This window comes from Streptomyces sp. DSM 40868, assembly GCF_011820545.1.
GTDB lineage: Bacteria > Actinomycetota > Actinomycetes > Streptomycetales > Streptomycetaceae > Streptomyces > Streptomyces eurythermus.
Genome location: NZ_CP050504.1, coordinates 5,897,968 through 5,922,098, shown reverse-complemented (window position 1 = coordinate 5,922,098; position 24,131 = coordinate 5,897,968). Strand labels below are relative to the sequence as shown.

General features: G+C 70.2%; 23 protein-coding genes. 3 read left to right on the top strand and 20 right to left on the bottom strand.

The annotated features are described in order from the left end of the window. Positions 1-91 precede the first annotated feature (91 nt). From HB370_RS27085 to HB370_RS27075, 3 genes are all read left to right on the top strand, one after another. Positions 92-1,264: a histidine kinase gene (locus HB370_RS27085; RefSeq protein WP_030790053.1), complete on the top strand. Its 1,173-nt coding sequence runs from the start codon at positions 92-94 to the stop codon at positions 1,262-1,264. Beyond that, positions 1,261-1,908 (top strand): response regulator transcription factor, encoded by a 648-nt coding sequence (locus tag HB370_RS27080; RefSeq protein WP_030790052.1) that lies wholly within the window; start codon positions 1,261-1,263, stop codon positions 1,906-1,908. Before HB370_RS27085 ends, HB370_RS27080 begins: the two co-directional genes overlap by 4 nt. 137 nt (positions 1,909-2,045) lie before the next feature. Next, a complete protein-coding gene (locus tag HB370_RS27075) occupies positions 2,046-3,866 on the top strand; it encodes a glycoside hydrolase family 18 chitinase (RefSeq protein ID WP_030790050.1) in 1,821 nt (606 codons plus the stop codon). Positions 3,867-3,884: 18 nt separating this feature from the next. Here HB370_RS27075 and HB370_RS27070 read toward each other — a convergent pair whose 3' ends face one another. From HB370_RS27070 to thrB, 20 genes are all read right to left on the bottom strand, one after another. Next, the gene (locus HB370_RS27070; RefSeq protein ID WP_030790048.1) at positions 3,885-4,331 is read right to left on the bottom strand and encodes a DUF2550 domain-containing protein; all 447 of its coding nucleotides are present in this window, start codon (positions 4,329-4,331) and stop codon (positions 3,885-3,887) included. Positions 4,332-4,485: 154 nt separating this feature from the next. After that, positions 4,486-4,860, bottom strand: a complete 375-nt coding sequence (locus tag HB370_RS27065; protein WP_023546729.1) for a F0F1 ATP synthase subunit epsilon — start codon at positions 4,858-4,860, stop codon at positions 4,486-4,488. A gap of 110 nt (positions 4,861-4,970) precedes the next feature. Continuing rightward, positions 4,971-6,407, bottom strand: a complete 1,437-nt coding sequence (atpD, locus tag HB370_RS27060; RefSeq protein ID WP_030790047.1) for a F0F1 ATP synthase subunit beta — start codon at positions 6,405-6,407, stop codon at positions 4,971-4,973. Then, positions 6,408-7,325, bottom strand: a complete 918-nt coding sequence (locus tag HB370_RS27055; protein ID WP_030790045.1) for a F0F1 ATP synthase subunit gamma — start codon at positions 7,323-7,325, stop codon at positions 6,408-6,410. 21 nt (positions 7,326-7,346) lie between these two features. After that, complete coding sequence (gene atpA, locus HB370_RS27050; RefSeq protein WP_030790043.1) at positions 7,347-8,939, bottom strand: F0F1 ATP synthase subunit alpha; 1,593 nt, start codon at positions 8,937-8,939, stop codon at positions 7,347-7,349. 158 nt (positions 8,940-9,097) lie between these two features. Next, positions 9,098-9,913, bottom strand: a complete 816-nt coding sequence (locus tag HB370_RS27045) for a F0F1 ATP synthase subunit delta (protein ID WP_030790040.1) — start codon at positions 9,911-9,913, stop codon at positions 9,098-9,100. Continuing rightward, positions 9,910-10,455 (bottom strand): F0F1 ATP synthase subunit B, encoded by a 546-nt coding sequence (locus HB370_RS27040; RefSeq protein WP_030610091.1) that lies wholly within the window; start codon positions 10,453-10,455, stop codon positions 9,910-9,912. Before HB370_RS27040 ends, HB370_RS27045 begins: the two co-directional genes overlap by 4 nt. A 34-nt stretch (positions 10,456-10,489) precedes the next feature. Beyond that, positions 10,490-10,738, bottom strand: a complete 249-nt coding sequence (locus HB370_RS27035) for an ATP synthase subunit C (protein ID WP_010357477.1) — start codon at positions 10,736-10,738, stop codon at positions 10,490-10,492. Between the two features lie 72 nt (positions 10,739-10,810). Further along, positions 10,811-11,647 (bottom strand): F0F1 ATP synthase subunit A, encoded by an 837-nt coding sequence (atpB, locus tag HB370_RS27030; protein WP_030790036.1) that lies wholly within the window; start codon positions 11,645-11,647, stop codon positions 10,811-10,813. A gap of 210 nt (positions 11,648-11,857) precedes the next feature. Then, positions 11,858-12,298, bottom strand: a complete 441-nt coding sequence (locus HB370_RS27025; RefSeq protein WP_030610083.1) for a hypothetical protein — start codon at positions 12,296-12,298, stop codon at positions 11,858-11,860. 302 nt (positions 12,299-12,600) lie between these two features. Next, on the bottom strand, positions 12,601-13,908 hold the full coding sequence (locus HB370_RS27020) for an MraY family glycosyltransferase (protein WP_030790033.1): 1,308 nt from the start codon (positions 13,906-13,908) through the stop codon (positions 12,601-12,603). Between the two features lie 161 nt (positions 13,909-14,069). Then, the gene (gene glyA, locus HB370_RS27015) at positions 14,070-15,308 is read right to left on the bottom strand and encodes a serine hydroxymethyltransferase (RefSeq protein ID WP_030790030.1); all 1,239 of its coding nucleotides are present in this window, start codon (positions 15,306-15,308) and stop codon (positions 14,070-14,072) included. A 96-nt stretch (positions 15,309-15,404) separates the two neighbouring features. Beyond that, positions 15,405-16,082 carry a low molecular weight phosphatase family protein gene (locus HB370_RS27010; protein ID WP_030790027.1) on the bottom strand — a complete coding sequence of 226 codons (678 nt, stop codon included), beginning with the start codon at positions 16,080-16,082 and terminating at the stop codon, positions 15,405-15,407. Then, entirely contained in the window at positions 16,079-16,726 is a 648-nt protein-coding gene (locus tag HB370_RS27005; protein ID WP_030790024.1) for an L-threonylcarbamoyladenylate synthase, read from the bottom strand. The genes HB370_RS27010 and HB370_RS27005 overlap by 4 nt, the downstream gene beginning before the upstream one ends. 52 nt (positions 16,727-16,778) lie before the next feature. Further along, on the bottom strand, positions 16,779-17,624 hold the full coding sequence (gene prmC / locus HB370_RS27000; protein ID WP_030790016.1) for a peptide chain release factor N(5)-glutamine methyltransferase: 846 nt from the start codon (positions 17,622-17,624) through the stop codon (positions 16,779-16,781). A gap of 34 nt (positions 17,625-17,658) precedes the next feature. Further along, positions 17,659-18,726 (bottom strand): peptide chain release factor 1, encoded by a 1,068-nt coding sequence (prfA, locus tag HB370_RS26995; RefSeq protein ID WP_030790013.1) that lies wholly within the window; start codon positions 18,724-18,726, stop codon positions 17,659-17,661. Between the two features lie 108 nt (positions 18,727-18,834). Then, a complete protein-coding gene (gene rpmE, locus HB370_RS26990) occupies positions 18,835-19,056 on the bottom strand; it encodes a 50S ribosomal protein L31 (protein WP_030740744.1) in 222 nt (73 codons plus the stop codon). Positions 19,057-19,206: 150 nt separating this feature from the next. Beyond that, positions 19,207-20,337, bottom strand: coding sequence for an LCP family protein (locus tag HB370_RS26985; protein ID WP_030790010.1), 1,131 nt, complete (start codon positions 20,335-20,337; stop codon positions 19,207-19,209). A gap of 336 nt (positions 20,338-20,673) precedes the next feature. Continuing rightward, positions 20,674-22,674 (bottom strand): transcription termination factor Rho, encoded by a 2,001-nt coding sequence (gene rho / locus HB370_RS26980; RefSeq protein WP_030790008.1) that lies wholly within the window; start codon positions 22,672-22,674, stop codon positions 20,674-20,676. A 423-nt stretch (positions 22,675-23,097) separates the two neighbouring features. Then, the gene (gene thrB, locus HB370_RS26975) at positions 23,098-24,015 is read right to left on the bottom strand and encodes a homoserine kinase (RefSeq protein ID WP_030790005.1); all 918 of its coding nucleotides are present in this window, start codon (positions 24,013-24,015) and stop codon (positions 23,098-23,100) included. Positions 24,016-24,131: the final 116 nt, after the last annotated feature.

The window sequence follows — 24,131 nt, the reverse complement described above, 5'->3', positions numbered from 1 at the left end:
GCGCTGAGGAGAGTGCCGTAAGCGAAAGTCGCAGTCCCGCACCCTTCCCGGGGAGCAGGCGGGGCGGCCCGCGGCCGTGTTGGATGGGGGCATGGCCCGCACGTTCCCCCGCCCGCACCGAGACGACTGGTGGATCGCCGTGGGCGGGCTGCTCGGCGGGCTGCTGCTGTGGGCGCTCGGCATCCACCCCCGGGACCACTCGGACGACCTGGTGCTGTGGCACACGGCCTGGGCGCCCCTGGTCCCGCTGGCGCTGACCGCCGCGTGCGAACCGCTGCGCCGCGTCCGGCCGCGCACCGGCCTGCTGTTCGGCACCCTGATGCTGGTGCTGGACACGGTGACCCTGGGCAGCGTGGTCACGGTCGTGCTGTACACCGACCTGATGTACGCGGCCGTCCTGTACGGCACCCCGGCCTCGGCCCGCCGCATCCCGTGGATCGCCGGGATGCTCACGGTCCTCGGCGGAGTGGTGCCGGCGGGGCTCTGGCACGATCCGCAGGGGCTGCTGATCGGGCTGGGCATCGGGGTGGTGGCGCTCGCTCCGGCCACGACCGGCGCGCTGGTGCGCGGTCACCGGGACGCCGCCGAGGCCGCCCGGCTGCGCGCCGAACAGACCGCGCTGCTGGCCGAGATGGACCGGGCCCAGGCGGTCACCGCGGAACGGGCCCGGGTGGCGCGTGAGTTGCACGACATGGTCGCCAACCACCTGTCGGCCATCGCCATCCACTCCACGGCGGCCCTCTCCCTGGACGACGCGAAGACCACCCGGGAGGCGCTGGCCGTCATCCGGGAGAACAGCGTGGCGGGGCTGGCCGAGATGCGCCGGCTGATCGGCATCCTGCGGGACCGCTCCGGGGACCGGGAGCCCGCCGCCTCCCCCACCCTGGCGGGCCTCGGCGCGCTGGTCGGCACCGCCCGTTCCAACGGCCTGGACGTCACGCTCGACGCCGGGCACGGCGAGGTGCCGGCGCCCGTGGAGCTGGCCGCCTACCGGATCGTGCAGGAGTCGCTGACCAACGCCCTGAAGCACGCGGCCGAGGGGCGCGTACGCGTGGTGCTGCGGCAGCACGGCGGCCTGCTGGACATCCGGGTGACCAGCCCGTACCAGCCGGGCGACACCCCCCGCGCGCCGGGCTCCGGTGCCGGTCTGACCGGGATGCGGGAGCGGGCGGCGCTGCTCGGCGGCACGTTCGAGGCCGGGCCCCGGGACGGTCTGTGGGCCGTACGGGCCGCGCTTCCGCTCACCGAAGGAGACTCCGCATGATCCGTGTCCTGGTCGCCGAGGACCAGTCCGCCGTCCGCGCCGGGCTGGTGCTGATCCTGGGCAGCGCGCCCGACATCGAGGTGGCCGGGGAGGCTGCGGACGGGGAGCGGGCGGTCGAACTGGCCCGCCGGCTGCGGCCGGACGTGGTGCTGATGGATGTGCAGATGCCGGTGCTGGACGGGGTGTCCGCGACCCGGCGGATCGTGGCCGAAGGGCTCGCCGACGTCCTGGTGCTGACCACGTTCGACCTGGACGAGTACGTGTTCGGGGCGCTGCGGGCCGGGGCGGCGGGGTTCCTGCTGAAGCACGCGGAGGCGCGGGAGCTGCTGGAGGCGGTGCGGACGGTGGCGCGCGGCGAGGGGGTGGTGGCACCGGCCGTGACCCGGCGGCTGATCGCCGAGTTCGCCGCGGGCGCGGTCCCGGACCGGGGTACGGCGGCCGACCCGGCGGTGCTGGAGGACCTGACCCGGCGGGAGCGGGAGGTGCTCGGCTGTGTCGGCGAGGGGCTGTCGAACGCGGAGATCGCCGGCCGGCTGGACATGGCGGAGGGCACGGTGAAGACGCACGTCAGCCGGTTGCTGGCGAAGCTGGGGCTGCGCAGCCGGGTGCAAGCCGCGGTGCTGGCCAGGGAGTTGGGGCTGTAGCGGGGCGCCCGCCGGAATGGCTCCCAGAGTGGTCCAGACCTATTGACCTGTGGTCCAGACCTTTCTACTCTCGCAGCACCGTGGGGCATGAAGGCTCAGTCATGCCCCTGACACCTCTACGACGAGGGAGGCGCTCCATGCGCTTCAGACACAGAGCCGCGGCAGGGTTCGCGTCCCTGCTGCTCCCCCTGGCCGGCGCGGTCGGCCTCGCGAGCCCCGCCCAGGCCGCGGGCAACGCCACGGCCACCTTCACCAAGACCAGCGACTGGGGCACCGGCTTCGGCGGCCAGTGGACCGTCAAGAACACCGGCACCAGCAGCATCAGCTCCTGGACCATCGAGTGGGACTTCCCCTCGGGCACCAAGGTGGCCTCGGCCTGGGACGCCACCGTCACCAACTCCGGTGACCACTGGACCGCCAAGAACGTCGGCTGGAACGGCACCATCGCCCCCGGCGCCTCCGTCTCCTTCGGCTTCAACGGCTCGGGCCCCGGCTCCCCGTCCAACTGCAAGCTGAACGGCGACAGCTGCGACGGCTCCACACAGCCCGGCGACGCCGCCCCGTCCGCCCCCGGCACCCCGACCGCCTCCTCCGTCACCGACACCTCGGTGAAGCTCTCCTGGAGCGCGGCCACCGACGACAAGGGCGTCAAGAACTACGACGTGCTGCGCGACGGCAAGAAGGTCTCCACCGTCACCACCACCTCGTACACGGACACCGGCCTGACCGCCGGCACCGACTACTCCTACAGCGTGCAGGCCCGCGACACCGCCGACCAGACCGGCCCGGTCAGCGGCGCGGTCAAGGTCCACACCACCGGCGGCGGCACCACTCCCCCGCCCACCGGTGACAAGGTGAAGATGGGCTACTTCACCGAGTGGGGCATCTACGGCCGCAACTACAACGTCAAGAACCTGGTGACGTCCGGCTCGGCGGCCAAGATCACGCACATCAACTACGCCTTCGGCAACGTCACCGGCGGCAAGTGCGCGATCGGCGACTCCTACGCCGACTACGACAAGGCGTTCACCGCCGAGAACTCGGTCAGCGGCGTCGCCGACACCTGGGACCAGCCGCTGCGCGGCAACTTCAACCAGCTGCGCCAGCTGAAGGCCAAGTACCCGCACATCAAGGTGCTGTGGTCCTTCGGCGGCTGGACCTGGTCCGGCGGCTTCGGTGACGCGGCCAAGAACCCGGCGGCCTTCGCGCAGTCCTGCTACGACCTGGTCGAGGACCCGCGCTGGGCCGATGTCTTCGACGGCATCGACATCGACTGGGAGTACCCGAACGCCTGCGGTCTGACCTGTGACACCAGCGGCCCGGCGGCCTACAAGAACCTGATGGCCGCGCTGCGCGCCAAGTTCGGCCCGAACTATCTGATCACCGCCGCGACCACCGCCGACGCCACGACCGGCGGCAAGATCGACGCCGCGGACTACGCGGGCGCCGCCCAGTACCTCGACTGGTACAACGTGATGACGTACGACTTCTTCGGTGCCTGGGACGCGAAGGGCCCGACCGCCCCGCACTCCCCGCTGACCTCCTACAACGGCATCCCGAAGGAGGGCTTCACCACCGCCGACGCGATGGCCAAGTTCAAGGCGATCGGTGTGCCCGCCAAGAAGCTGCTCATCGGCATCGGCTTCTACGGCCGCGGCTGGACCGGCGTCACCCAGGACGCCCCGGGCGGCACGGCCACCGGACCGGCGGCCGGCACCTACGAGCAGGGCATCGAGGACTACAAGGTCCTCAAGACGTCCTGCCCGGTCACCGGTACCGTCGCGGGCACCGCGTACGCGCACTGCGGCACCAACTGGTGGTCCTACGACACTCCCGCCACCATCAAGACGAAGATGGCCTGGGCCAACACCCAGGGCCTCGGCGGCGCGTTCTTCTGGGACTTCACCGGTGACACCGCCAATGGTGAACTGGTGAGCGCCATCAGCGACAACCTGTAAGACCCGTAAGAAAAGCTCTCAAGCGACGTTGACGCGCTGACCGGGCGGGGCTGCTTCCAGCCACGCGAGAAATCCGGTCAGCGCGTCTTCGCTCATGGCGAGTTCGAGGCGCGTGCCCCGATGCGTACAGGCCAGTACCACCGCGTCGGACAGCAGCGCCAGCTCCTCCTCGCCCTCGGGCAGCCGGCGCCCGGCCACCTCGATCTGCGCCCGCTCCAGGACCCGGCGGGGACGGACGGCGTAGGAGAAGACCCGGTACCACTCGATGCGGTCGCCGTTGTAGCGGGCGACGCCGTAGGACCAGCCCTTGCCGCCCGCATCGGGTTTCTCCGGGATGTCCCAGCGCAGCGAGCAGTCGAAGGTCCCGCCGGAGCGCTGGATGAGCCGGCGCCGCAGCCCGAACAGGAACAGTCCCACCACCACGAGCGCGACCACGATTCCGCACACAGTCAGAGCGAGGACCATCGGCACCGACCTCCTCGTCTCCTAGTTGGTGGAACTGCTTCTGTATTTGAGTAATGAAACGGAAAAAACACCCACATCTGCCTCAGCCGCGACCGGCACCGGATTGCTCCGGGCCGGCCGCGGCTGAGTGACGTCAACGTACCGCGCGGCTGGTTCAGCGCGCCGCCGCAGCACGCAGTCGGACGTCCGCGCGGCGCTCGGCGGCGGCGTCGCCCTCCGCCTTCGCCCGCTCCAGCTCCCGCTCCGTGCGCTGGACGTCGATCTCGTCCGACAGCTCGGCGATCTCGGCCAGCAGGGACAGCTTGTTGTCCGCGAACGAGATGAAACCGCCGTGCACCGCGGCGACGACCGTTCCACCTTCACTCGTACGGATGGTCACCGGGCCCGACTCCAGCACACCGAGCAGCGGCTGGTGACCGGGCATGACGCCGATGTCGCCGGACGTGGTGCGCGCGACGACCAGGGTGGCCTCGCCGGACCAGACCTGGCGGTCGGCGGCGACCAGCTCGACGTGCAGCTCAGCAGCCAAGAGTGGCTCCTCGGGTCACCACCCGGCAGGGGCGCCGGGTGTTGGGGTCAATTCTAGTGGGCGTGGGTGAGGGGGCGGGACGCGCCCGCCCCCTCGGTCGAGCACGGGGCTCAGGAGACGCCCAGCTCCTTGGCGTTCTTCTTGAGGTCGTCGAGACCACCGCACATGAAGAATGCCTGCTCGGGGAAGTGGTCGTACTCGCCGTCGCAGATCGCGTTGAACGCGGCGATCGACTCGTCCAGCGGCACGTCCGAGCCGTCCACGCCGGTGAACTGCTTGGCGACGTGGGTGTTCTGGGACAGGAAGCGCTCCACCCGACGGGCGCGGTGGACGACCAGCTTGTCCTCCTCGCCCAGCTCGTCGATACCGAGGATCGCGATGATGTCCTGGAGGTCCTTGTACTTCTGCAGGATCGTCTTCACGCGCATGGCCGCGTTGTAGTGGTCCTGCGAGATGTAGCGCGGGTCCAGGATCCGGGACGTGGAGTCCAGCGGGTCCACGGCCGGGTAGATGCCCTTCTCCGAGATCGGACGGGAGAGCACCGTCGTCGCGTCGAGGTGGGCGAAGGTGGTGGCCGGGGCCGGGTCGGTCAGGTCGTCGGCGGGGACGTAGATCGCCTGCATCGAGGTGATCGAGTGACCGCGGGTCGAGGTGATGCGCTCCTGGAGGAGGCCCATCTCGTCGGCCAGGTTCGGCTGGTAACCCACCGCGGACGGCATGCGGCCGAGCAGCGTGGAGACCTCGGAACCGGCCTGCGTGAAGCGGAAGATGTTGTCGATGAAGAACAGCACGTCCTGCTTCTGGACGTCACGGAAGTACTCGGCCATGGTGAGGCCGGCCAGCGCGACGCGCAGACGGGTGCCCGGGGGCTCGTCCATCTGACCGAAGACCAGCGCGGTCTTGTCGATGACGCCCGAGTCGGACATCTCCTCGATCAGGTCGTTGCCCTCACGGGTGCGCTCGCCGACACCGGCGAACACGGAGACACCGTCGTGGTTGTTGGCGACACGGTAGATCATCTCCTGGATGAGCACCGTCTTGCCGACGCCGGCGCCGCCGAACAGACCGATCTTGCCGCCCTTGACGTACGGGGTCAGCAGGTCGATGACCTTGACGCCGGTCTCGAACATCTCGGTCTTCGACTCGAGCTCGTCGAAGTTCGGGGCCTTGCGGTGGATGGACCAGCGCTCGCCCTCGTACCGCTCGTCGACGTTCAGCACCTCACCGAGGGTGTTGAACACCTTGCCCTTGGTGAAGTCGCCGACCGGGACGGTGATGCCGTCGCCGGTGTCGACGACCGGGGCCTGGCGGACCAGGCCGTCGGTCGGCTGCATGGAGATGGTGCGGACCAGGCCGTCACCCAGGTGCTGGGCGACCTCCAGGGTCAGGGTCTTCTTCTGACCCTCGTTCGCCGGGTCGGCGACCTCGACGTGGAGGGCGTTGTAGATCTCCGGCATCGCGTCGACGGGGAACTCCACGTCGACGACCGGGCCGATGACCCGGGCGACGCGGCCCGTAGCCGTCGCGGTCTCAACAGTGGTGGTCATTTATCGGTCACTCCCCGCGGTCGCGTCGGCCAGGGCGCTCGCGCCACCGACGATCTCGCTGATTTCCTGGGTGATTTCGGCCTGGCGGGCCGCGTTGGCAAGACGGGAGAGCGTGTTGATCAGCTCGCCCGCGTTGTCGGTGGCCGACTTCATCGCGCGCCGCGTGGCGGCGTGCTTCGAAGCGGCCGACTGGAGCAGCGCGTTGTACACGCGGCTCTCCACATAGCGCGGCAGCAGGGCGTCGAGGACGTCCTCCGCCGAGGGCTCGAAGTCGTACAGCGGGAGGATCTCGCCCTGGGGGGCGGCCTCCTCGGCGACCTCGTCGAGGCGCAGCGGCAGCAGCCGGGCGTCGAGCGCCGTCTGCGTCATCATCGAGACGAACTCGGTGAAGACCATGTGGAGCTCGTCCACACCGCCCTCGGCCGTGTCCTTCTGGATGGCCTCGATCAGCGGCGCCGCCACCTTCTTGGCGTCCGCGTACGTCGGCTCGTCGGTGAAGCCGCTCCACGACTCCGCGATCTTGCGCTCACGGAAGTTGTAGTGCGCGACACCGCGCCGGCCGACGATGTACGTGTCGACCTGCTTGCCCTCGCGCTCCAGGCGCTCGGTCAGCTGCTCCGCGGCCTTGATGGCGTTGGAGTTGAAGGCGCCGGCCAGACCGCGGTCGCTCGTGAGGAGCAGGACCGCGGCACGGGTCGGGTTCTCCGCCTCCGTGGTGAGCGGGTGCTTGGTGTTCGAACCCGTGCCCACCGCCGTGACCGCGCGCGTCAGCTCGGTCGCGTACGGCGTGGAGGCCGCCACCTTGCGCTGCGCCTTGACGACGCGCGAGGCGGCGATCATCTCCATCGCCTTGGTGATCTTCTTGGTCGCGCTGACGGATCGGATGCGACGCTTGTAGACCCGGAGCTGGGCTCCCATGAGTCAGGTCCCTTCCTTACGTCACTTGGAAGCAGCGGCAGGAGTGTCCTCGCCGAGCAGCTTGCCGTCCGAGGTCTCGAACTGCTTCTTGAAGGCAGCGATCGCGTCGGCGACGGCCGTGAGCGTGTCGTCGGACATCTTGCCGCCCTCGCGGATGGAGGTCATGAGGCCCTGCTCCTTGCGGTGCAGGTACTCCAGCAGCTCCTTCTCGAAGCGGCGGATGTCGGCGACCGGGACGTCGTCCATCTTGCCGGTGGTGCCGGCCCAGACGGAGACGACCTGGTCCTCGGTGGACATCGGCTGGTACTGGTCCTGCTTCAGCAGCTCGACCATGCGCTGACCGCGCTCCAGCTGGGCCTTGGAGGCGGCGTCCAGGTCGGAACCGAAGGCGGCGAAGGCCTCCAGCTCACGGAACTGGGCGAGGTCGACGCGGAGGCGGCCGGAGACCTGCTTCATCGCCTTGTGCTGGGCGGAACCACCGACTCGGGAGACGGAGATACCGACGTTCAGCGCGGGACGCTGACCGGCGTTGAACAGGTCCGACTCCAGGAAGCACTGGCCGTCGGTGATGGAGATGACGTTGGTCGGGATGAACGCCGAGACGTCGTTGGCCTTGGTCTCGACGATCGGCAGACCGGTCATCGAACCCGCACCCATGTCGTCGGAGAGCTTGGCGCAGCGCTCCAGCAGCCGGGAGTGCAGGTAGAAGACGTCACCCGGGTAGGCCTCACGGCCCGGCGGGCGGCGCAGCAGCAGCGACACGGCGCGGTAGGCGTCGGCCTGCTTCGACAGGTCGTCGAAGATGATCAGGACGTGCTTGCCCTGGTACATCCAGTGCTGGCCGATGGCCGAACCGGTGTACGGCGCCAGGTACTTGAAGCCGGCCGGGTCGGACGCCGGGGCGGCGACGATGGTCGTGTACTCCAGGGCGCCGTTCTCCTCCAGCGCGCGGCGCACGCCGGCGATGGTGGAGCCCTTCTGGCCGATGGCGACGTAGATGCAGCGGACCTGCTTCTTGGGGTCGCCCGAGCGCCAGTTGTCGCGCTGGTTGATGATCGTGTCGACGGCCAGGGCGGTCTTGCCGGTCTGGCGGTCACCGATGATCAGCTGACGCTGACCACGGCCGATCGGGGTCATCGCGTCGACGGCCTTGTAGCCCGTCTCCATCGGCTCGTGCACCGACTTGCGCTGCATGACCGTGGGGGCCTGCAGCTCGAGGGCGCGGCGGCCGTCGGTCTCGATCTCGCCGAGGCCGTCGATCGGGTTGCCGAGCGGGTCGACGACACGGCCGAGGTAGCCCTCGCCCACCGCGACGGAGAGGACCTCGCCGGTACGGGTGACCGGCTGACCCTCCTCGATGCCGCTGAACTCACCGAGGACGATGGCGCCGATCTCGCGCTCTTCCAGGTTCAGCGCCAGGCCGAGGGTGCCGTCCTCGAACTTCAGCAGTTCGTTGGCCATGGCCGAGGGAAGACCCTCGACCTTCGCGATGCCGTCGCCGGCAAGGGTGACCGTACCGACCTCCTCGCGCGAGGCCGCGTCCGGCTTGTACGACTGGACGAAGTTCTCCAGCGCGTCCCGGATCTCCTCCGGCCGGATCGTGAGCTCCGCCATCTGGGTTCCCTGCTCTCCTTGTTGGGCCCGAAGTTTCACTTTGGGGGGATGGGGACTCCCCCCAACAGGAGGTGAATCCTCTGCACGGCCCAACCAGGGCCGTAAGTACGTACTGCGTCTCTCGGACTTTCTCGAAAGACCGATTTATCGAGTTGCTGCTAGCTCGCCATGCGGCGGGCGGCCTCTTCGAGCCGGTCCGCGAGGGAGCCGTTGATGACCTCGTCACCGACCTGCACCCGGATGCCGCCGACGACCTCGGGGTCGACGTCCAGGTTGAGGTGCATCCGACGGCCGTAGAGCTTGGTCAGGGCGGCGCCGAGGCGCTGCTTCTGCCCGTCGCTCAGCGGCACCGCCGAGGTGACGACGGCGACCACGCGGTTCCGGCGCTCGGCGGCGAGCTTGGACAGGGACTCCAGTCCCGCTTCCAGGCTACGTCCACGCGGCGCGGTGGCCAGGCGCGTCACCAGTCGCTCGGTGGCCGGCTTGGCCCGTCCGCCCAGCAGCCGGTGCAGCAGCTCGGTCTTGGCCGAGGTGCCGGCGGCGCGGTCGGTGAGCGCGGCGCGCAGCTCGGTGCTGGAGGAGACGATCCGGCCGAACCGGAAGAGCTCGTCCTCGACGTCGTCGAGCGTGCCCGTCTTCTCCGCGGCCGTGAGGTCGGCGATGTCCGCCAGTTCCTCCAGCGCGTCCACCAGGTCGCGCGGCTGCGACCAGCGGGACCGGGCCAGCCCGGACAGCAGGTCGGCGGTCGGGCCGCTGACCTGGCCGCCGATCAGACGCTGGACCAGCTGGGCCTTCGCCTCTCCGGGCTGCGCCGGGTCGGTGAGGACCCGGCGCAGGCCGGCCTCGCGGTCGAGCAGCGCGGTGACGGCCGCCAGCTCGTCGGCGAGCTGCGCGGCGTCCACGGACGTGGAGTCCGTCAGCGCGTCCAGACGCTCCCGTGCGGCTGCCAGTGCCTCGCGGCTCGCTCCGTTCATCGCGTGGCCTCGGCCTTCTCCTCGAGCTCGTCGAGGAAGCGGTCGATCACACGGCTCTGACGGGCGTGGTCCTCAAGGGACTCGCCGACGAGCTTGCCGGCCAGTTCGGTGGCGAGCCGGCCGACGTCCTGGCGCAGCGCGGACGCGGCGGCCTTGCGGTCGGCCTCGATCTGCGCGTGACCGGCGGCGACGATCTCCTCGCGCTGGCGCTGGCCCTCGGCCCGCATCTCGGCGATGAGCGCGGCACCCTGCTCCTGCGCCTCCTGGCGCAGGCGCGCGGCCTCGTGCCGGGCCTCGGCGAGCTGGGCCTTGTACTGCTCAAGGACGCTCTGGGCCTCGGTCTGCGCGGCCTCGGCCTTTTCGATACCGCCCTCGATGGCCTCGCGGCGCTCTTCCAGAACCTTGTTGATGTTCGGGAGGAGCTTCTTGGCGAGGAAGCCGAAGACGATGACGAAGGCGATCAGGCCGATGACGAGCTCTGGGATCGGCGGGATGAGGGGGTTCTCGGCCTCCTCAGCCGCAAGCTGAACCAGGGGGCTCATATCAGTGCCTTTCGTCTAAAGGGCGACGGTCGGATCAGGCGCTCGGGTAGACGAACGGCATGACCAGACCGATCAGGGCGAGCGCCTCACAGAAGGCGAAGCCGAGGATCTGGTTGGCGCGGATCAGACCGGCCGCCTCGGGCTGGCGGGCGAGGGCCTGGGTGCCGTTACCGAAGATGATGCCGACGCCGACGCCCGGGCCGATGGCGGCGAGGCCGTAACCGATGGAGCCGAGGTTGCCCTTGATCTCGACGCCGGCGGCAAGGGTCTGGAGAGCGGACATGCCGGTTCTTCCTTCTCTTTCAATGACCGGTGGGGGTTGGCCACCGGATGTCTGGGTGGGTGGTCGGGTCGCTCAGTGGTGCTCGGCGAGCGCGCCCTGGATGAAGCTGCAGGTCAGCAGTACGAAGACGTACGCCTGGACAGCCTGGATGAAGAGCTCGAAGGCGGTCATCACGATGACCATCACGAACGAGACGGCGGAGTAGGCGATGCCGATGCCGTTCAGCATGTACCAGCTGGCGATCGTGAAGAGCAGCAGCAGCGTGTGGCCGGCGAACATGTTCGCGAAGAGTCGGACGGCGTGGGTGAAGGGCCGCACGAGGAGGTTCGAGAACAGCTCGATCGTCATCGACAGCGGGAGGACCGCGCCGAGGGACTTGTCGTAGCCGGTGAAGTTCTTGAAGGCGCCCACGAAGCCGTGCCGCTTGAAGGTCAGCCCGACCCAGAGGATGTAGACGATGCCGGCCAGGATGGCGGGGTACGAGATGATCGAGGTCACCGGGAACTGCGCGACCGGGATGACCGACCAGAGGTTCATCATCCAGACGAAGAAGAACAGCGAGACGACCAGCGGGACGTACTTCTCGCCTTCCTTCTTGCCGATGGTCTCGTAGACGACGCCGCGGCGGATGAAGTCGTAACCGGACTCGGCGACCATCTGGAGCTTGCCCGGGACGACCTTCGGCTTGGCGAAGGCGGCCCAGAAGAAGCCCACGATGATGATGGAACCGAGGAGCGCCAGCAGCATCGTCTTGTTGAAGTACAAGTTGCTGTCCGCGTCGCCCCAGAGCGGCTTGAACAGGAACGAGTGCAGGCCCGGAGCCGGGAAGCCGCACCCGTCGAACAGGTGGCAGCTCGTGTCGAAAGCGAGCGTCTGCGTCGGGTCAGCACTCACCGCGGGCTCCTTCATCGTGGCGCATAGGTACGGCAACCTCGTTGTGTCGGCGCGGCGCACGGCCGCGGGTCGGCACGGGACTGGTGTTACGGATGTGGGGGCGGCTGTGGGGCATCTCGCCTCGCGTTCGAGCAGGCGTCAGCTCAGATGCCCGCGCCCGCGATGCCGCAGTTGGCACCGGACGATAGCAGCATCTCTCGTGCGCCTTTATCCCGGCCCTACCTCTCACGACGAATGCCCTGTCTTCTCGGGCTTGTCGCCCTTCGACGAGGCATCGGGATCGACGTAGAGGATCTTGGCCTTCATGTGGGCACGCGTCTGCGCGGCGATCCACGCGAGGGTGGCGACCACGAGCGTGATGGCGAAGGCACGCGGGTTGAACAGCGTCGTGTTCTTGAACAAGGCGACGAAGATGACCAGCAGCAGCAGTTGGGCCGCGTAGAGCATCAGGCCCATCATCTGGAACAGCTGGGGAAAGGATTTGGCGGTGCGCTGGAGCACGTAGAGGCCGAGCCCCATGAAGACGATCACCACCAGCGTCCCCACGACGGCCCCGATCGCCCCCTTGCCGCCGGCGACCACGGCGCTGACGACGGCGGCGATCACACCGACGGCAGCCGTGGGCACTGCGGCCTGGGCCAGGATCCGGGCGTCATTGGACGGCATGGCGGCAACTCCGCTTTCACAGGGGGCAGGGTGTCGTCATGGACGAGCGTAGTCCCGGACCGAGTGATCGAGATCTCACACCTACGGACCGTCGCACTCAGGTCCTTCGGTCCTATCCGGGGTTCTCGTGAACCGTATCACAAACTATTTGATGAGGTCTTTACCTGTTGGGTGTGCTTGCTGTCACACATGAGAGTGAAGCTGCCCGTCTGTGCAAAAACGCCGCCCACTTGTCTGGTATTAGGGCGCTTTGCTCCCCCACGAGTTGGCAATGCTCTAGTCAGATTCTTACCTTGGGCGCCTCAGCGACGGTCGAGGAAACGCGATCGGGCGCCGATCGCGGTCGCTCCGTTGACGCCGGAGACCCCGGCCGTGACCGGGGACCGCTCCTCGCTCTCCGTGACCTCCGGGGCGGCGGACTCCGCGGCGGCCGCGGGGACGGAGCGCCTGCGGTAGCGCGGCGGGACGAACCGCTGGGCCCACAGCGGCACGCGCGGCGTGAAGCGCGGGAGCAGCAGCAGGACCAGGCCGACCGCGCTGAGGAAGACCACGCCCAGCACGATCCACATCGACGCCGAGTTGACCGAGTACGCCAGCGCCCCGAAGCCGATCAGCGCCGACCAGAAGTACATGATCAGCACGGCCCGGCTGTGCGAGTGGCCGATCTCCAGCAGCCGGTGGTGCAGATGACCGCGGTCGGCGGCGAACGGGGACTGGCCGCGCCAGGTGCGCCGGACGATGGCGAGCACCAGGTCGGCGGCCGGTACGGCGATGATGGTCAGCGGGAGCAGCAGCGGGATGTAGACCGGCACCGTCTGGTGCACCGCCGCCTTCTCCGAACCGGTGAACAGCGCGAGGGCGTCCGGGTCCACCTGCCCGGTGATCGAGATCGCGCCCGCCGACAGCACCAGGCCGATCAGCATCGAACCCGAGTCGCCCATGAAGATCCGCGCCGGGTGCATGTTGTGCGGCAGGAAGCCCAGGCACATGCCCATCAGGATGGCCGCGAACAGGGTGCCGGGGGCGGCGGCCTCGATGCCGTACGAGTACCAGATCCGGTAGGCGTACAGGAAGAACGAGCCCGCCGCGATGCACACCATGCCGGCCGCGAGCCCGTCCAGGCCGTCCACGAAGTTCACCGCGTTGATCGTGATGACCACCAGGGCCACCGTCAGCAGCGTGCCCTGCCACTGGGTCAGCGCGACGTTCCCGACGCCCGGGATGGGCAGCCACAGGATCGTCAGACCCTGCATGACCATCACGCCCGCGGCGATCATCTGGCCGCCCAGCTTGATCAGCGCGTCGATCTCGAACTTGTCGTCCAGGACGCCGATCAGCCAGATCAGCGCGGCCCCGGAGAGCAGCGCCCGCGGCTCGTTGGACTTGGCGAAGACCTCGTTGAGGTTCGTCAGGTGGTCCGCGACCAGCAGGCCCGCGCACAGTCCGAAGAACATCGCGATACCGCCGAGGCGCGGAGTGGGTTCCCGGTGCACGTCCCGGGCCCGGATCTCCGGCATCGCCCCGGCCACGATCGCGAACTTCCGTACCGGCCCCGTCAGCAGATACGTCACCGCGGCCGTGATGCAGAGCGTCAGCAGGTATTCACGCACGGGCTTCCCCACAGGTCTCGCTGGCCATCACAGCCTCACACCCTAGCGACGGATGCATATGGATGAGGACGGCCGGGTAGCGACGAGGGTTGCACACCGTGCCGTACGCCACGGCCCGGACCCGTCCACACCGGGAGGTACGGGACGCCGTCTACCCCCGTTCAGCCGGGATACGGCGGGAACCGGCCGGTGAGCGCGCGCACCTCCTCCCGGGCCCGGGCCGGCTCCGTCTCCCCACGCAGCACGGCCGCCAGCAGCGCCGCGATCCGCACCATCTCCGGCTCCCCCATGCCCTGGGTGGTCACCGCCGCCGTGCCCAGGCGCAGGCCGCGGCCGTCGCCGTGCGGCAGCACACAGCAGTCCAGCACCAGCCCGGCCGCGAGCAGCCGGCCCCGTGCACTGCGGCCGTCCACGCCGAGCGGGGCCGGGTCCGCGGTGATCAGGTGGGTGTCCGTGCCGCCGGTGGTGACGGCCAGCCCCTCCGCGGCCAGGTGACCGGCCAGCACCCGCGCGTTGGCGACCACCCGATGGGCGTACATGGCGAACTCCGGTGTCGCCGCCTCGCCGAACGCGACCGCCTTCGCGGCGATGGTGTGCATCTGGGCGCCGCCCTGGGTGAACGGGAACACGGCCCGGTCCACCCGCCGGGCCAGCTCGGCCCCGCACAGGATCATCCCGCCGCGCGGGCCGCGCAGCACCTTGTGGGTGGTCGCGCAGACGATGTCCGCGTACGGCACCGGGTTCGGCGCCGCTCCCCCGGCTACCAGCCCGATGGGATGGCCGGCGTCCGCGATCAGATAGGCCCCGACCTCGTCGGCGACCTCCCGGAAGAAGGCGTAGTCCGGGTGGCGGGGGTAGGCGATGGAGCCGCACACGATGGCCTTGGGCCGGTGGTTGCGCGCCAGGTGGCGCACCTGGTCGTGGTCGATCAGCCCGGTCTCGGCGTCGACGCCGTAGCCGACGAAGTCGAACCAGCGGCCGGAGAAGTTGGCCGGCGAGCCGTGGGTGAGGTGGCCGCCGTAGGGCAGGCCGAGGGCGAGGACGGTGTCGCCGGGGCGCAGCAGGGCCGCGTAGGCGGCCAGTACGGCCGAGGAGCCGGAGTGCGGCTGGACGTTGGCGTGCTCGGCGCCGAACAGGGCCTTGGCGCGGTCGACGGCGGCGCGTTCGGCGACGTCGACGATCTCGCAGCCGCCGTGGTGGCGGGCGCCGGGGTAGCCCTCGGCGTACTTGTTGGCGAACGCGGAGCCGAGGGCGGCCAGGACGGCCGGGGAGCAGAAGTTCTCGGCGGCGATCAGCTGGAGGGTGGTGGACTGCCGTGCCAGTTCGCCGAGCAGGAGTTCGGCCATCGCCGGGTCCTGCCGGCGCAGGACGTCGGTCTCGAGGGTGTGGGTGACCGACATGGCGGGCTCCCGGGCGGTCGGCGGTGACGTACGTCCAATGTAGGCCGGTCCCGCGGGGGTCGCCCGGTGTCGCCCCGCAGGGGGCGCGCACGCGCCCTACGTCCGCGCCGGAACCCCCGTCAGCGCCGTCACCACCGGGTCCAGGGCGTCCCGTATCTCGTCGCCGATGGAGCGGAAGAACGTCAGGGGCGCGCCGTAGGGGTCGTACACCTCGTCCGCCTCGGCGTTCGGGGCGAGCAGCCAGCCGCGCAGCGCCGCCGCGGCCCGCACCAGCGCCCGGGCCCGCATGACCACGCCGTCCTCCAGCGGCGGCAGGGTGGCCGGATCTATCGCCCGGACCAGGCGGGTGAACTCCTTCAGGGTGAAGGTGCGCAGGCCCGCCGAATGGCCCATGGAGATGACCTGGGCACGGTGGTCACGGGTGGCGGTCAGCACCAGGTCGGCCCTGATCACGTGCTCGTCCAGCAGTTCCCGGCCGACGAAGCCGGAGGCGTCCGCGCCGAACTCGGCCAGCACGGTCTCCGCGTGGGACTCCATGGGCGCGCCCTCGTGGCCCCAGGTGCCCGCGCTCTCCACGATCAGCCCGCCGCCGAGCACGCCGAGCCGCTCCGCGACGAAGTGGCGGGTCAGCCGTTCGGTGATGGGCGAGCGGCACACATTGCCGGTGCTGACGTGGAGGATGCGGAAGGTGTCGCGGGGGAACCCGAACGTCGTCGTTTCCTCCGCGCTCCAGCTCCCGCCGCCTATGCCGCGCCCCGTCCCAGGGGCCGTCAATTCGCCACCTCGAGGTCGGGTACGACCTTGCGCAGCTCCTCCGCGGAGAGCGCGCCCTCGCGCAGCAGCACCGGCACCCGGCGGGTGACGTCCACGATGGACGAGGGCGCGTTGTCGGGGGTGGGGCCGCCGTCGAGGTAGACGGAGACGGAGTCGCCGAGCATGTCCTGGGCGGCGTCGCAGTCCTCCGGCGCCGGGTGGCCGGTGAGGTTCGCCGAGGAGACGGCCATCGGTCCGACGTCGGTGAGCAGTTCGATGGCGACCGGGTGCAGCGGCATGCGCACGGCGACCGTGCCCCGGGTGTCGCCGAGGTCCCACTGGAGGGACGGCTGGTGCTTGGCGACGAGCGTCAGCGCGCCCGGCCAGAACGCGTCGACCAGTTCCCAGGCCAGCTCGGAGAAGTCCGTGACCAGGCCGTGCAGGGTGTTCGGGGAGCCGATGAGGACGGGGGTGGGCATGCCGCGGCCCCGGCCCTTGGCGTCGAGCAGGTCGGCGACCGCCTGCGAGGAGAACGCGTCGGCGCCGATGCCGTAGACCGTGTCGGTCGGCAGCACCACCAGCTCGCCGCGGCGGACGGCGGACGCGGCCTCGCGCAGACCCGTCACGCGGTCGGTCGCGTCGTTGGTGTCGTATCGCCGTGCCATGGCTAGCGGGCCTCCTCGTACACGTACTGCGGGATGGAAGTCGTCTCAGTGGTCACGGCAGCGCCTTGCGGGCGGTGGCGAAGCGCGGCCGGTTGTTGAGGTCGGGGTGGTCGGCCGCGTCGGCCCAGCCCCGCTCCTCGGTGAAGATCCACGGCACCTGGCCGCCCTGGGTGTCGGCGTGCTCGATCACGACCACCCCGCCGGGGCGCAGCAGGCGGTGCGCGGTGCGTTCCAGGCCCCGGATGAGGTCGAGTCCGTCCTCGCCGGAGAACAACGCCAGCTCCGGGTCGTAATCGCGGGCCTCCGGGGCGACGTACTCCCATTCGGTGAGCGGGATGTACGGCGGGTTGGAGATGACCAGGTCCACCTGGCCGTCGAGGTCCGGGAAGGCGGTCAGCGCGTCGCCCTGGCGCAGGTCGACACGGGAGCCGGCCATGTTCTTCCGGGTCCACACCAGGGCGTCCTCGGACAGCTCCACGGCGTGCACCCGCGAGCGCGGCACCTCTTGGGCGAGGGCGAGCGCGATGGCGCCGGAGCCGGTGCACAGGTCGACGATGCACGGCTCGACGACGTCCATGGCGCGTACGGCGTCTATGGCCCAGCCGACGACGGACTCGGTCTCCGGCCGGGGCACGAACACGCCCGGCCCGACCTGGAGCTCCAGGTAGCGGAAGTAGGCCCGCCCGGTGATGTGCTGGAGCGGCTCGCGCTGCTCGCGCCGGGCGATGACCTCCCAGTACCGGGCGTCGAAGTCGGCGTCCTTCACGGAGTGCAGCTGACCTCGCTTCACGCCGTGCACGAACGCGGCCAGCTCCTCCGCGTCGTTGCGCGGCGAGGGCACACCGGCGTCGGCCAGCCGCTGGGTGGCCTGGGCCACCTCGGCGAGCAGCAGGTTCACGCGTCTCCTCCGTGTCGTACTCGTGCGTACGGGTTTACGCGGCGGCGAGCTTCGCCGCCGAGTCGGCGTCGACGCAGGCCTGGATGACCGCGTCGAGGTCGCCGTCCAGGACCTGGTCCAGGTTGTACGCCTTGAAGCCGACGCGGTGGTCCGAGATGCGGTTCTCCGGGAAGTTGTAGGTGCGGATCTTCTCGGAGCGGTCGACGGTGCGGACCTGGCTGCGGCGGGCGTCGGCGGCCTCCCGCTCCGCCTCCTCCTGGGCCATGGCGAGCAGCCTGGAGCGCAGGATGCGCAGCGCCTGCTCCTTGTTCTGCAGCTGGCTCTTCTCGTTCTGGCAGGAGGCGACGACCCCGGTCGGCAGGTGCGTGATGCGCACGGCGGAGTCGGTAGTGTTCACGGACTGGCCGCCGGGACCGGAGGACCGGTAGACGTCGATGCGGAGGTCGTTGGGGTTGATCTCCACGTCCACCTCCTCGGCCTCCGGGGTGACGAGCACACCGGCCGCGGAGGTGTGGATGCGGCCCTGGGACTCGGTCGCCGGGACGCGCTGGACGCGGTGCACGCCGCCCTCGTACTTCAGCCGGGCCCAGACGCCCTGGCCGGGCTCGATCTGCCCGCGTGCCTTCACCGCGACCTGGACGTCCTTGTAGCCGCCCAGCTCGGACTCGGTGGCGTCGATGATCTCGGTCTTCCAGCCGACGCGCTCGGCGTAGCGCAGGTACATCCGCAGCAGGTCGCCGGCGAAGAGCGCCGACTCGTCGCCGCCCGCGCCCGCCTTGATCTCGAGGATGACGTCCTTGTCGTCGCTGGGATCGCGCGGGACGAGCAGCAGGCGCAGCTTCTCGGTGAGCTCCTCGCGCTGCTTCTCCAGGTCCTTGACCTCGGCGGCGAAGTCGGGGTCGTCGGCGGCCAGCTCTCGGGCGGTCTCGATGTCGTCGCCGGTCTGCTTCCAGGAGCGGTACGTGGCGACGATCGGGGTCAGCTCGGCGTAGCGCTTGTTCAGCTTGCGCGCGTTCGCCTGGTCGGAGTGGACCGACGGGTCGGCGAGCTTCTTCTCCAGATCGGCGTGCTCGGCGACGAGTTCCTCGACGGCCTCGAACATCTTGGGCTCCTGTACTGCGGTGAGGGGAAGGGCGGCGACCAAAAACGCCGGTCCCGGGCACACCCGCCGGTGAGCGGGTGTGGCCGTGGACCGGCGAATTGGGGCTCGCTACTTCTTGGAGCCGGCGGCCTTGCCGAAGCGGGCCTCGAAGCGGGCCACACGGCCACCGGTGTCGAGGATCTTCTGCTTGCCCGTGTAGAACGGGTGGCACTCGGAGCAGACCTCGGCCCGGATGGTGCCGGACTCGATGGTGCTGCGGGTGGTGAACGACGCGCCGCAGGTGCAGCTGACCTGCGTCTCGACGTACGCGGGGTGGATGTCGCGCTTCAAGGTGTCTCCTAGGTTTCGGGAGGGCGCCGGGTCGCTGCCGCGGGATGCGGAGGCGTGAACCGGGGCCGACGTACCAGTCTGCCAGGACTGGTGCCATCCACCCAAACCGGGGGTGCGGTCGTTCTATTCCAGGGGGTGCGCGGGGGCGTCCTACGGGGCGCTGACCACGCCCTTGGCCTCGCCCGTCGCCGTGCCCTCCGTGGCCGCCTTCGGAATCTCCTGGTCGTTGCGCAGGGCGTTCCAGACCAGCTGGGCCTTGGCGGTGTCCAGCAGGACCCGGTTGGGGTTGGCCGGGTCGTACTGGACCGGCATCGTGACCATCTTCATGTCGGAGGAGCCGATGCCCTTCAGGCCGCCCGCGAAGTCGATCAGGGAGTTGACCGAGCCGAGGTCGGAGTCGGTCGTGACGGCCTTGGTGGCGGTGTCGGCGAGGTCGTAGAGCTTCTTGGGGTTGGTGAAGACGCCGACGTGCTTGACCTGGTCGATGAGGGCCTTGATGAACGCCTGCTGGAGCTGGATGCGGCCCAGGTCCGAGCCGTCGCCCACGCCGTGCCGGGTGCGGACCAGGCCGAGGGCCTGCTCACCGTTCAGGGTGTGCGGGCCGGCCTCGAGGTCGAGGTGGCTCTGCTTGTCGTGGATGGGCTTGGTGGTGGTGATCCGCACGCCGCCGAGGTCGTCGATGAGCTGCTGGAAGCCCTGGAAGTCGACCTCCAGGTAGTGGTCCATGCGGATGCCGGTGATCGACTCGACGGTCTTGACCGCGCAGGCCGCGCCGCCGGTGGAGTACGCCTCGTTGAACATCACGGCGGTGGCGGCCGGGTGGGTGGTGCCCTTGGTGTCGGTGCACTCGGGGCGGTCGACCAGGGTGTCCCGGGGGATCGAGACCACGCTGGCCCGTTTGTGGCCCTCGTACACATGGACGATCATCGCGGTGTCGGAGCGGGCGCTGCCGTCGTCCGTGCCGCCGCCGAGCTTCTTGTTCGTGCCGGCCCGGGTGTCCGAACCGAGGACCAGGATGTTCTCGGAGCCGTTGTCGACCTTGTCGGGGCGGTCGGTGCCGAGGGCCTGGTTCAGGTCGACGCTGCGCAGGTTGCCGTTGAGCTTGAAGTAGACGAACCCGGCACCCGCGCCGCCCAGCACCACGACACCCGCCGCTGTCCAGGCCGTCGCGCGCAGCGCCTTGCGGGCCGTGCTGGGGGCCTTGCGGCGGCGCCCCTTGCCCCGGCGGCGGGGACCGGTCGGGCCCGGCTCGGTTATGGCGGGCGTGCTCTCGGCGGCCACATCGCTCCTAGGTCTCGGCGGTCGGGTACCCCCTGCGGCCAGGGTCGGGCGCGGTCGTCACCGCTCCATCGTCGCTCCGCCTGGTCAGACGGAGAAACTCGGGACAGGGTTGCACAACACACAGTGCCCGACGGGTACGGAAATGGACACGGTGTGTAGTCGGTCAGGCGGGGCGGACGGCGCTCACCTGCGGATACGAGGGCACCGGTGGTACGCCGGGAGGCCGGTGGCCGCCGCGGGCTCTGTGGCAAAGATCTCGCCACCGGTACAGCGGGGGAAGAGGAAAGGGCCGCCTCCCCGGACGGGAGGCGGCCCTTTTCAGCGATGCCCTGACGCTCAGTCGCCGTTGCCCGGCGTCGGCGTCGTCTTCTGGATCTGCATCAGGAACTCGACGTTCGACTTGGTCTGCTTCATCTTGTCGAGAAGCAGCTCGATCGCCTGCTGCTGGTCCAGCGCGTGCAGCACCCGGCGGAGCTTCCAGACGACGGCCAGCTCCTCGGCACCGAGCAGGATCTCCTCCTTGCGGGTGCCGGACGCGTCCACGTCCACCGCCGGGAAGATCCGCTTGTCCGCGAGCTTCCGGTCGAGCTTCAGCTCCATGTTGCCGGTGCCCTTGAACTCCTCGAAGATCACCTCGTCCATGCGGGACCCGGTGTCCACCAGGGCGGTGGCGAGGATGGTCAGCGAGCCGCCGTCCTCGATGTTGCGCGCCGCGCCGAAGAACCGCTTCGGCGGGTAGAGCGCGGTCGAGTCGACACCACCGGACAGGATGCGGCCGGAGGCCGGCGCCGCCAGGTTGTAGGCGCGGCCCAGACGGGTGATCGAGTCCAGCAGCACGACCACGTCGTGACCCAGCTCGACCAGCCGCTTGGCGCGCTCGATGGCCAGCTCGGCGACCGTGGTGTGGTCCTCGGCCGGACGGTCGAAGGTCGAGGAGATGACCTCGCCCTTGACCGACCGCTGCATGTCGGTGACCTCTTCCGGACGCTCGTCGACGAGGACGACCATCAGGTGGCACTCGGGGTTGTTGTGCGTGATCGCGTTGGCGATCGCCTGCATGATCATGGTCTTGCCGGTCTTCGGCGGGGCCACGATCAGACCGCGCTGGCCCTTGCCGATCGGCGAGACCAGGTCGATGATCCGGGTGGTCAGCACGCCCGGGTCGGTCTCCAGGCGGAGCCGGTCCTGCGGGTAGAGCGGGGTCAGCTTGTTGAACTCCGGGCGGCCGCGACCGTGTTCGGGCGCCATGCCGTTGACGGAGTCCAGGCGGACCAGCGCGTTGAACTTCTCGCGGCGCTCGCCCTCCTTCGGCTGGCGGACCGCGCCCGTGACGTGGTCGCCCTTGCGCAGGCCGTTCTTGCGGACCTGGGCGAGGGAGACGTAGACGTCGTTCGGGCCCGGCAGGTAGCCGGAGGTCCGGATGAAGGCGTAGTTGTCGAGGATGTCCAGGATGCCCGCGACCGGGATCAGGACGTCGTCCTCGGCGAGCTGCGGCTCGGCGATCTCGTCACGGCCACGACGGCCCCGGCGGTCGCGGTAGCGGCCGCGACGGCCACGGCGGCCGCCCTCGAAGTCGTCGTCGTCCTGCTGCCGGCTGTCCTGCCTGCCGCCCTGCTGCTGGCCCTGCTGCTGACGCTGCTGGCCGCCCTGCTGCTCGTCGCCCTTGTTGCGGCGGTCCCGGTCCCGGCCGCGCTCGCGGCGGTCCCGGCGGCCACGGCCCTCGCCGTCACCGGCGTCGCCCTTGGCCTCGCCCTGCTGGGACTGGGGCGCGGGCGTCTCGGCCTTGGACTCGGTCCGGGCCTCGGCGGCGGCGCTCTCGGCGCCGTTCAGGGCCGGGCTGCCCGCCTCGGCCGTGGCGCGGCGGCGCCGGCGCTCGGTCGGCGCGCTGTCCTCCGCCCCGCGCTCGGCCGCGCGGGCGGTGTCCCCGGCCGGCTGGCCCGGGATCTCGATCTGCTGCTGGGCCGCGGCCTTCTCGGCAGGGGCCTCGGCGGCCTTGGCCGCCTTCTTCTCGGCGGCCTCCTCGCCGGTGCGCGCCCGGGAGGTGGCCCGGCGCTTCGGCTTGGTCTCGGTGGCGGTGTCGGCCTTGGCCGCGGGGGCTCCCCCGGCGGCCTGCGCCTCCTTGATGACCTCGATCAGCTGGCTCTTGCGCATCCGCGCGGTGCCCCTGATCCCGAGGCCCGAGGCGACCTGCTGCAGCTCGGCCAGCACCATGCCCTCGAGGCCGGTACCGCGGCGCCGCCGGGAGCCGGCACCGGTGGCAGGCGCGGAGGCGTCCGTGGCGGGCGCGGCAGCGGTCTCCTCGACACGTGCGCCCATCAGATCGGTGGTGTCGCTCACGAAGGGTCCTTCCCTGGAGCGGACGTCGGCCTGTCTGGCTCGGCGACCGGTTGTGCTGTCCGGCTACGGTCCTGTCTTCTGTGAACCGTGCCGGGGCGGTGGTCCGCCAAAGCGGCGGAAGAAAAATGTGCGGTGATGGCGCTTCCGCGGGCCGTGGCATCCAGTGTCACGTGGCGTGGTAGCACCGATTCCGAAGCTCCCCCAGAGGGGGTACCCCTACCGGCGGCCCGCTCAGTGTCCGCATACGTCGTACTGCCCAGGTACGGCGCACGGAACACGGAGTGGCCCGGGAGGCTCCCGGAAGAATGTCTGTCCCGGACGGGGACACGAGGCACCTCGCCATGGTGGGGTCGGGTGCAGACTTGAGATTAACACTACCGGATCCAACAAACATTCCCCCTCTCCAAATCCGGCAACCGTGTGTCAGGTGGCAAGCGGCAGCACGCTCGCTCCCCGGACGTCCAGGTCCAGCCGGTTGGCGGCCCAGCCCTCACCCGCGAGGTGGGAGACCTTGTCGGCGCTGTCGGCGTCGGCGAGGGCCATGACGGTGGGCCCGGCGCCCGAGATGACGGCCGGGATACCGTCGGCGCGCAGCCGCTCCACGAGCGCGGCGCTCTCGGGCATGGCCGGGGCCCGGTACTCCTGGTGGAGGCGGTCCTCGGTGGCGGGCAGCAGCAGCTCGGGGCGCCTGGTGAGGGCCTCGACCAGCAGGGCGGCGCGGCCCGCGTTGGCGGCGGCGTCCACGTGCGGCACGGTGCGCGGGAGCAGGCCGCGGGCGGTCTCGGTCAGTACCGGCTTTCCGGGCACGAAAACCACCGGAACGATGGAATCGTGCGGCTCCATCCTGATGGCGCGGGCGTTGCCGGCCTCCATCCAGGACAGCGTGAAGCCGCCGAGCAGACACGCGGCCACGTTGTCCGGGTGGCCCTCGATCTCGGTGGCCAGTTCCAGCAGCGCGGCGTCGTCCAGGCGGGCCTCGCCGCCTATGGTCACGGCGCGGGCGGCCACGATGCCGGCGCAGATGGCGGCGGAGGAGGAGCCGAGGCCCCGGCCGTGCGGAATGCGGTTGGCGCAGACGATCTCCAGACCGCGGGGCTGGCCGCCCAGCAGGTCGAAGGCGGTCCGCAGGGAGCGGACGAGGAGATGGCTCTCGTCCCGCGGCAGGGTCTCGCTGCCCTCACCCGCGATGTCGATGTGCAGCCCGGAGTCGGCGACCCTGACGACCACGTCGTCGTAGAGCCCCAGCGCGAGGCCGAGGGCGTCGAAGCCCGGGCCGAGGTTGGCGCTGGTGGCGGGAACGCGCACCCGGACGGCGGCGGCGCGGAACGCTGGACCGGCCATCGCTCGAAGACTCTCCTTGAGCTGCGTTTACGGTCGAATGACGCTCGATGGATTCGATGGTCACCCGGTGGACTGCCGATGACTGACGTACGAAGACCCGTCGGGCCGCGGAGACG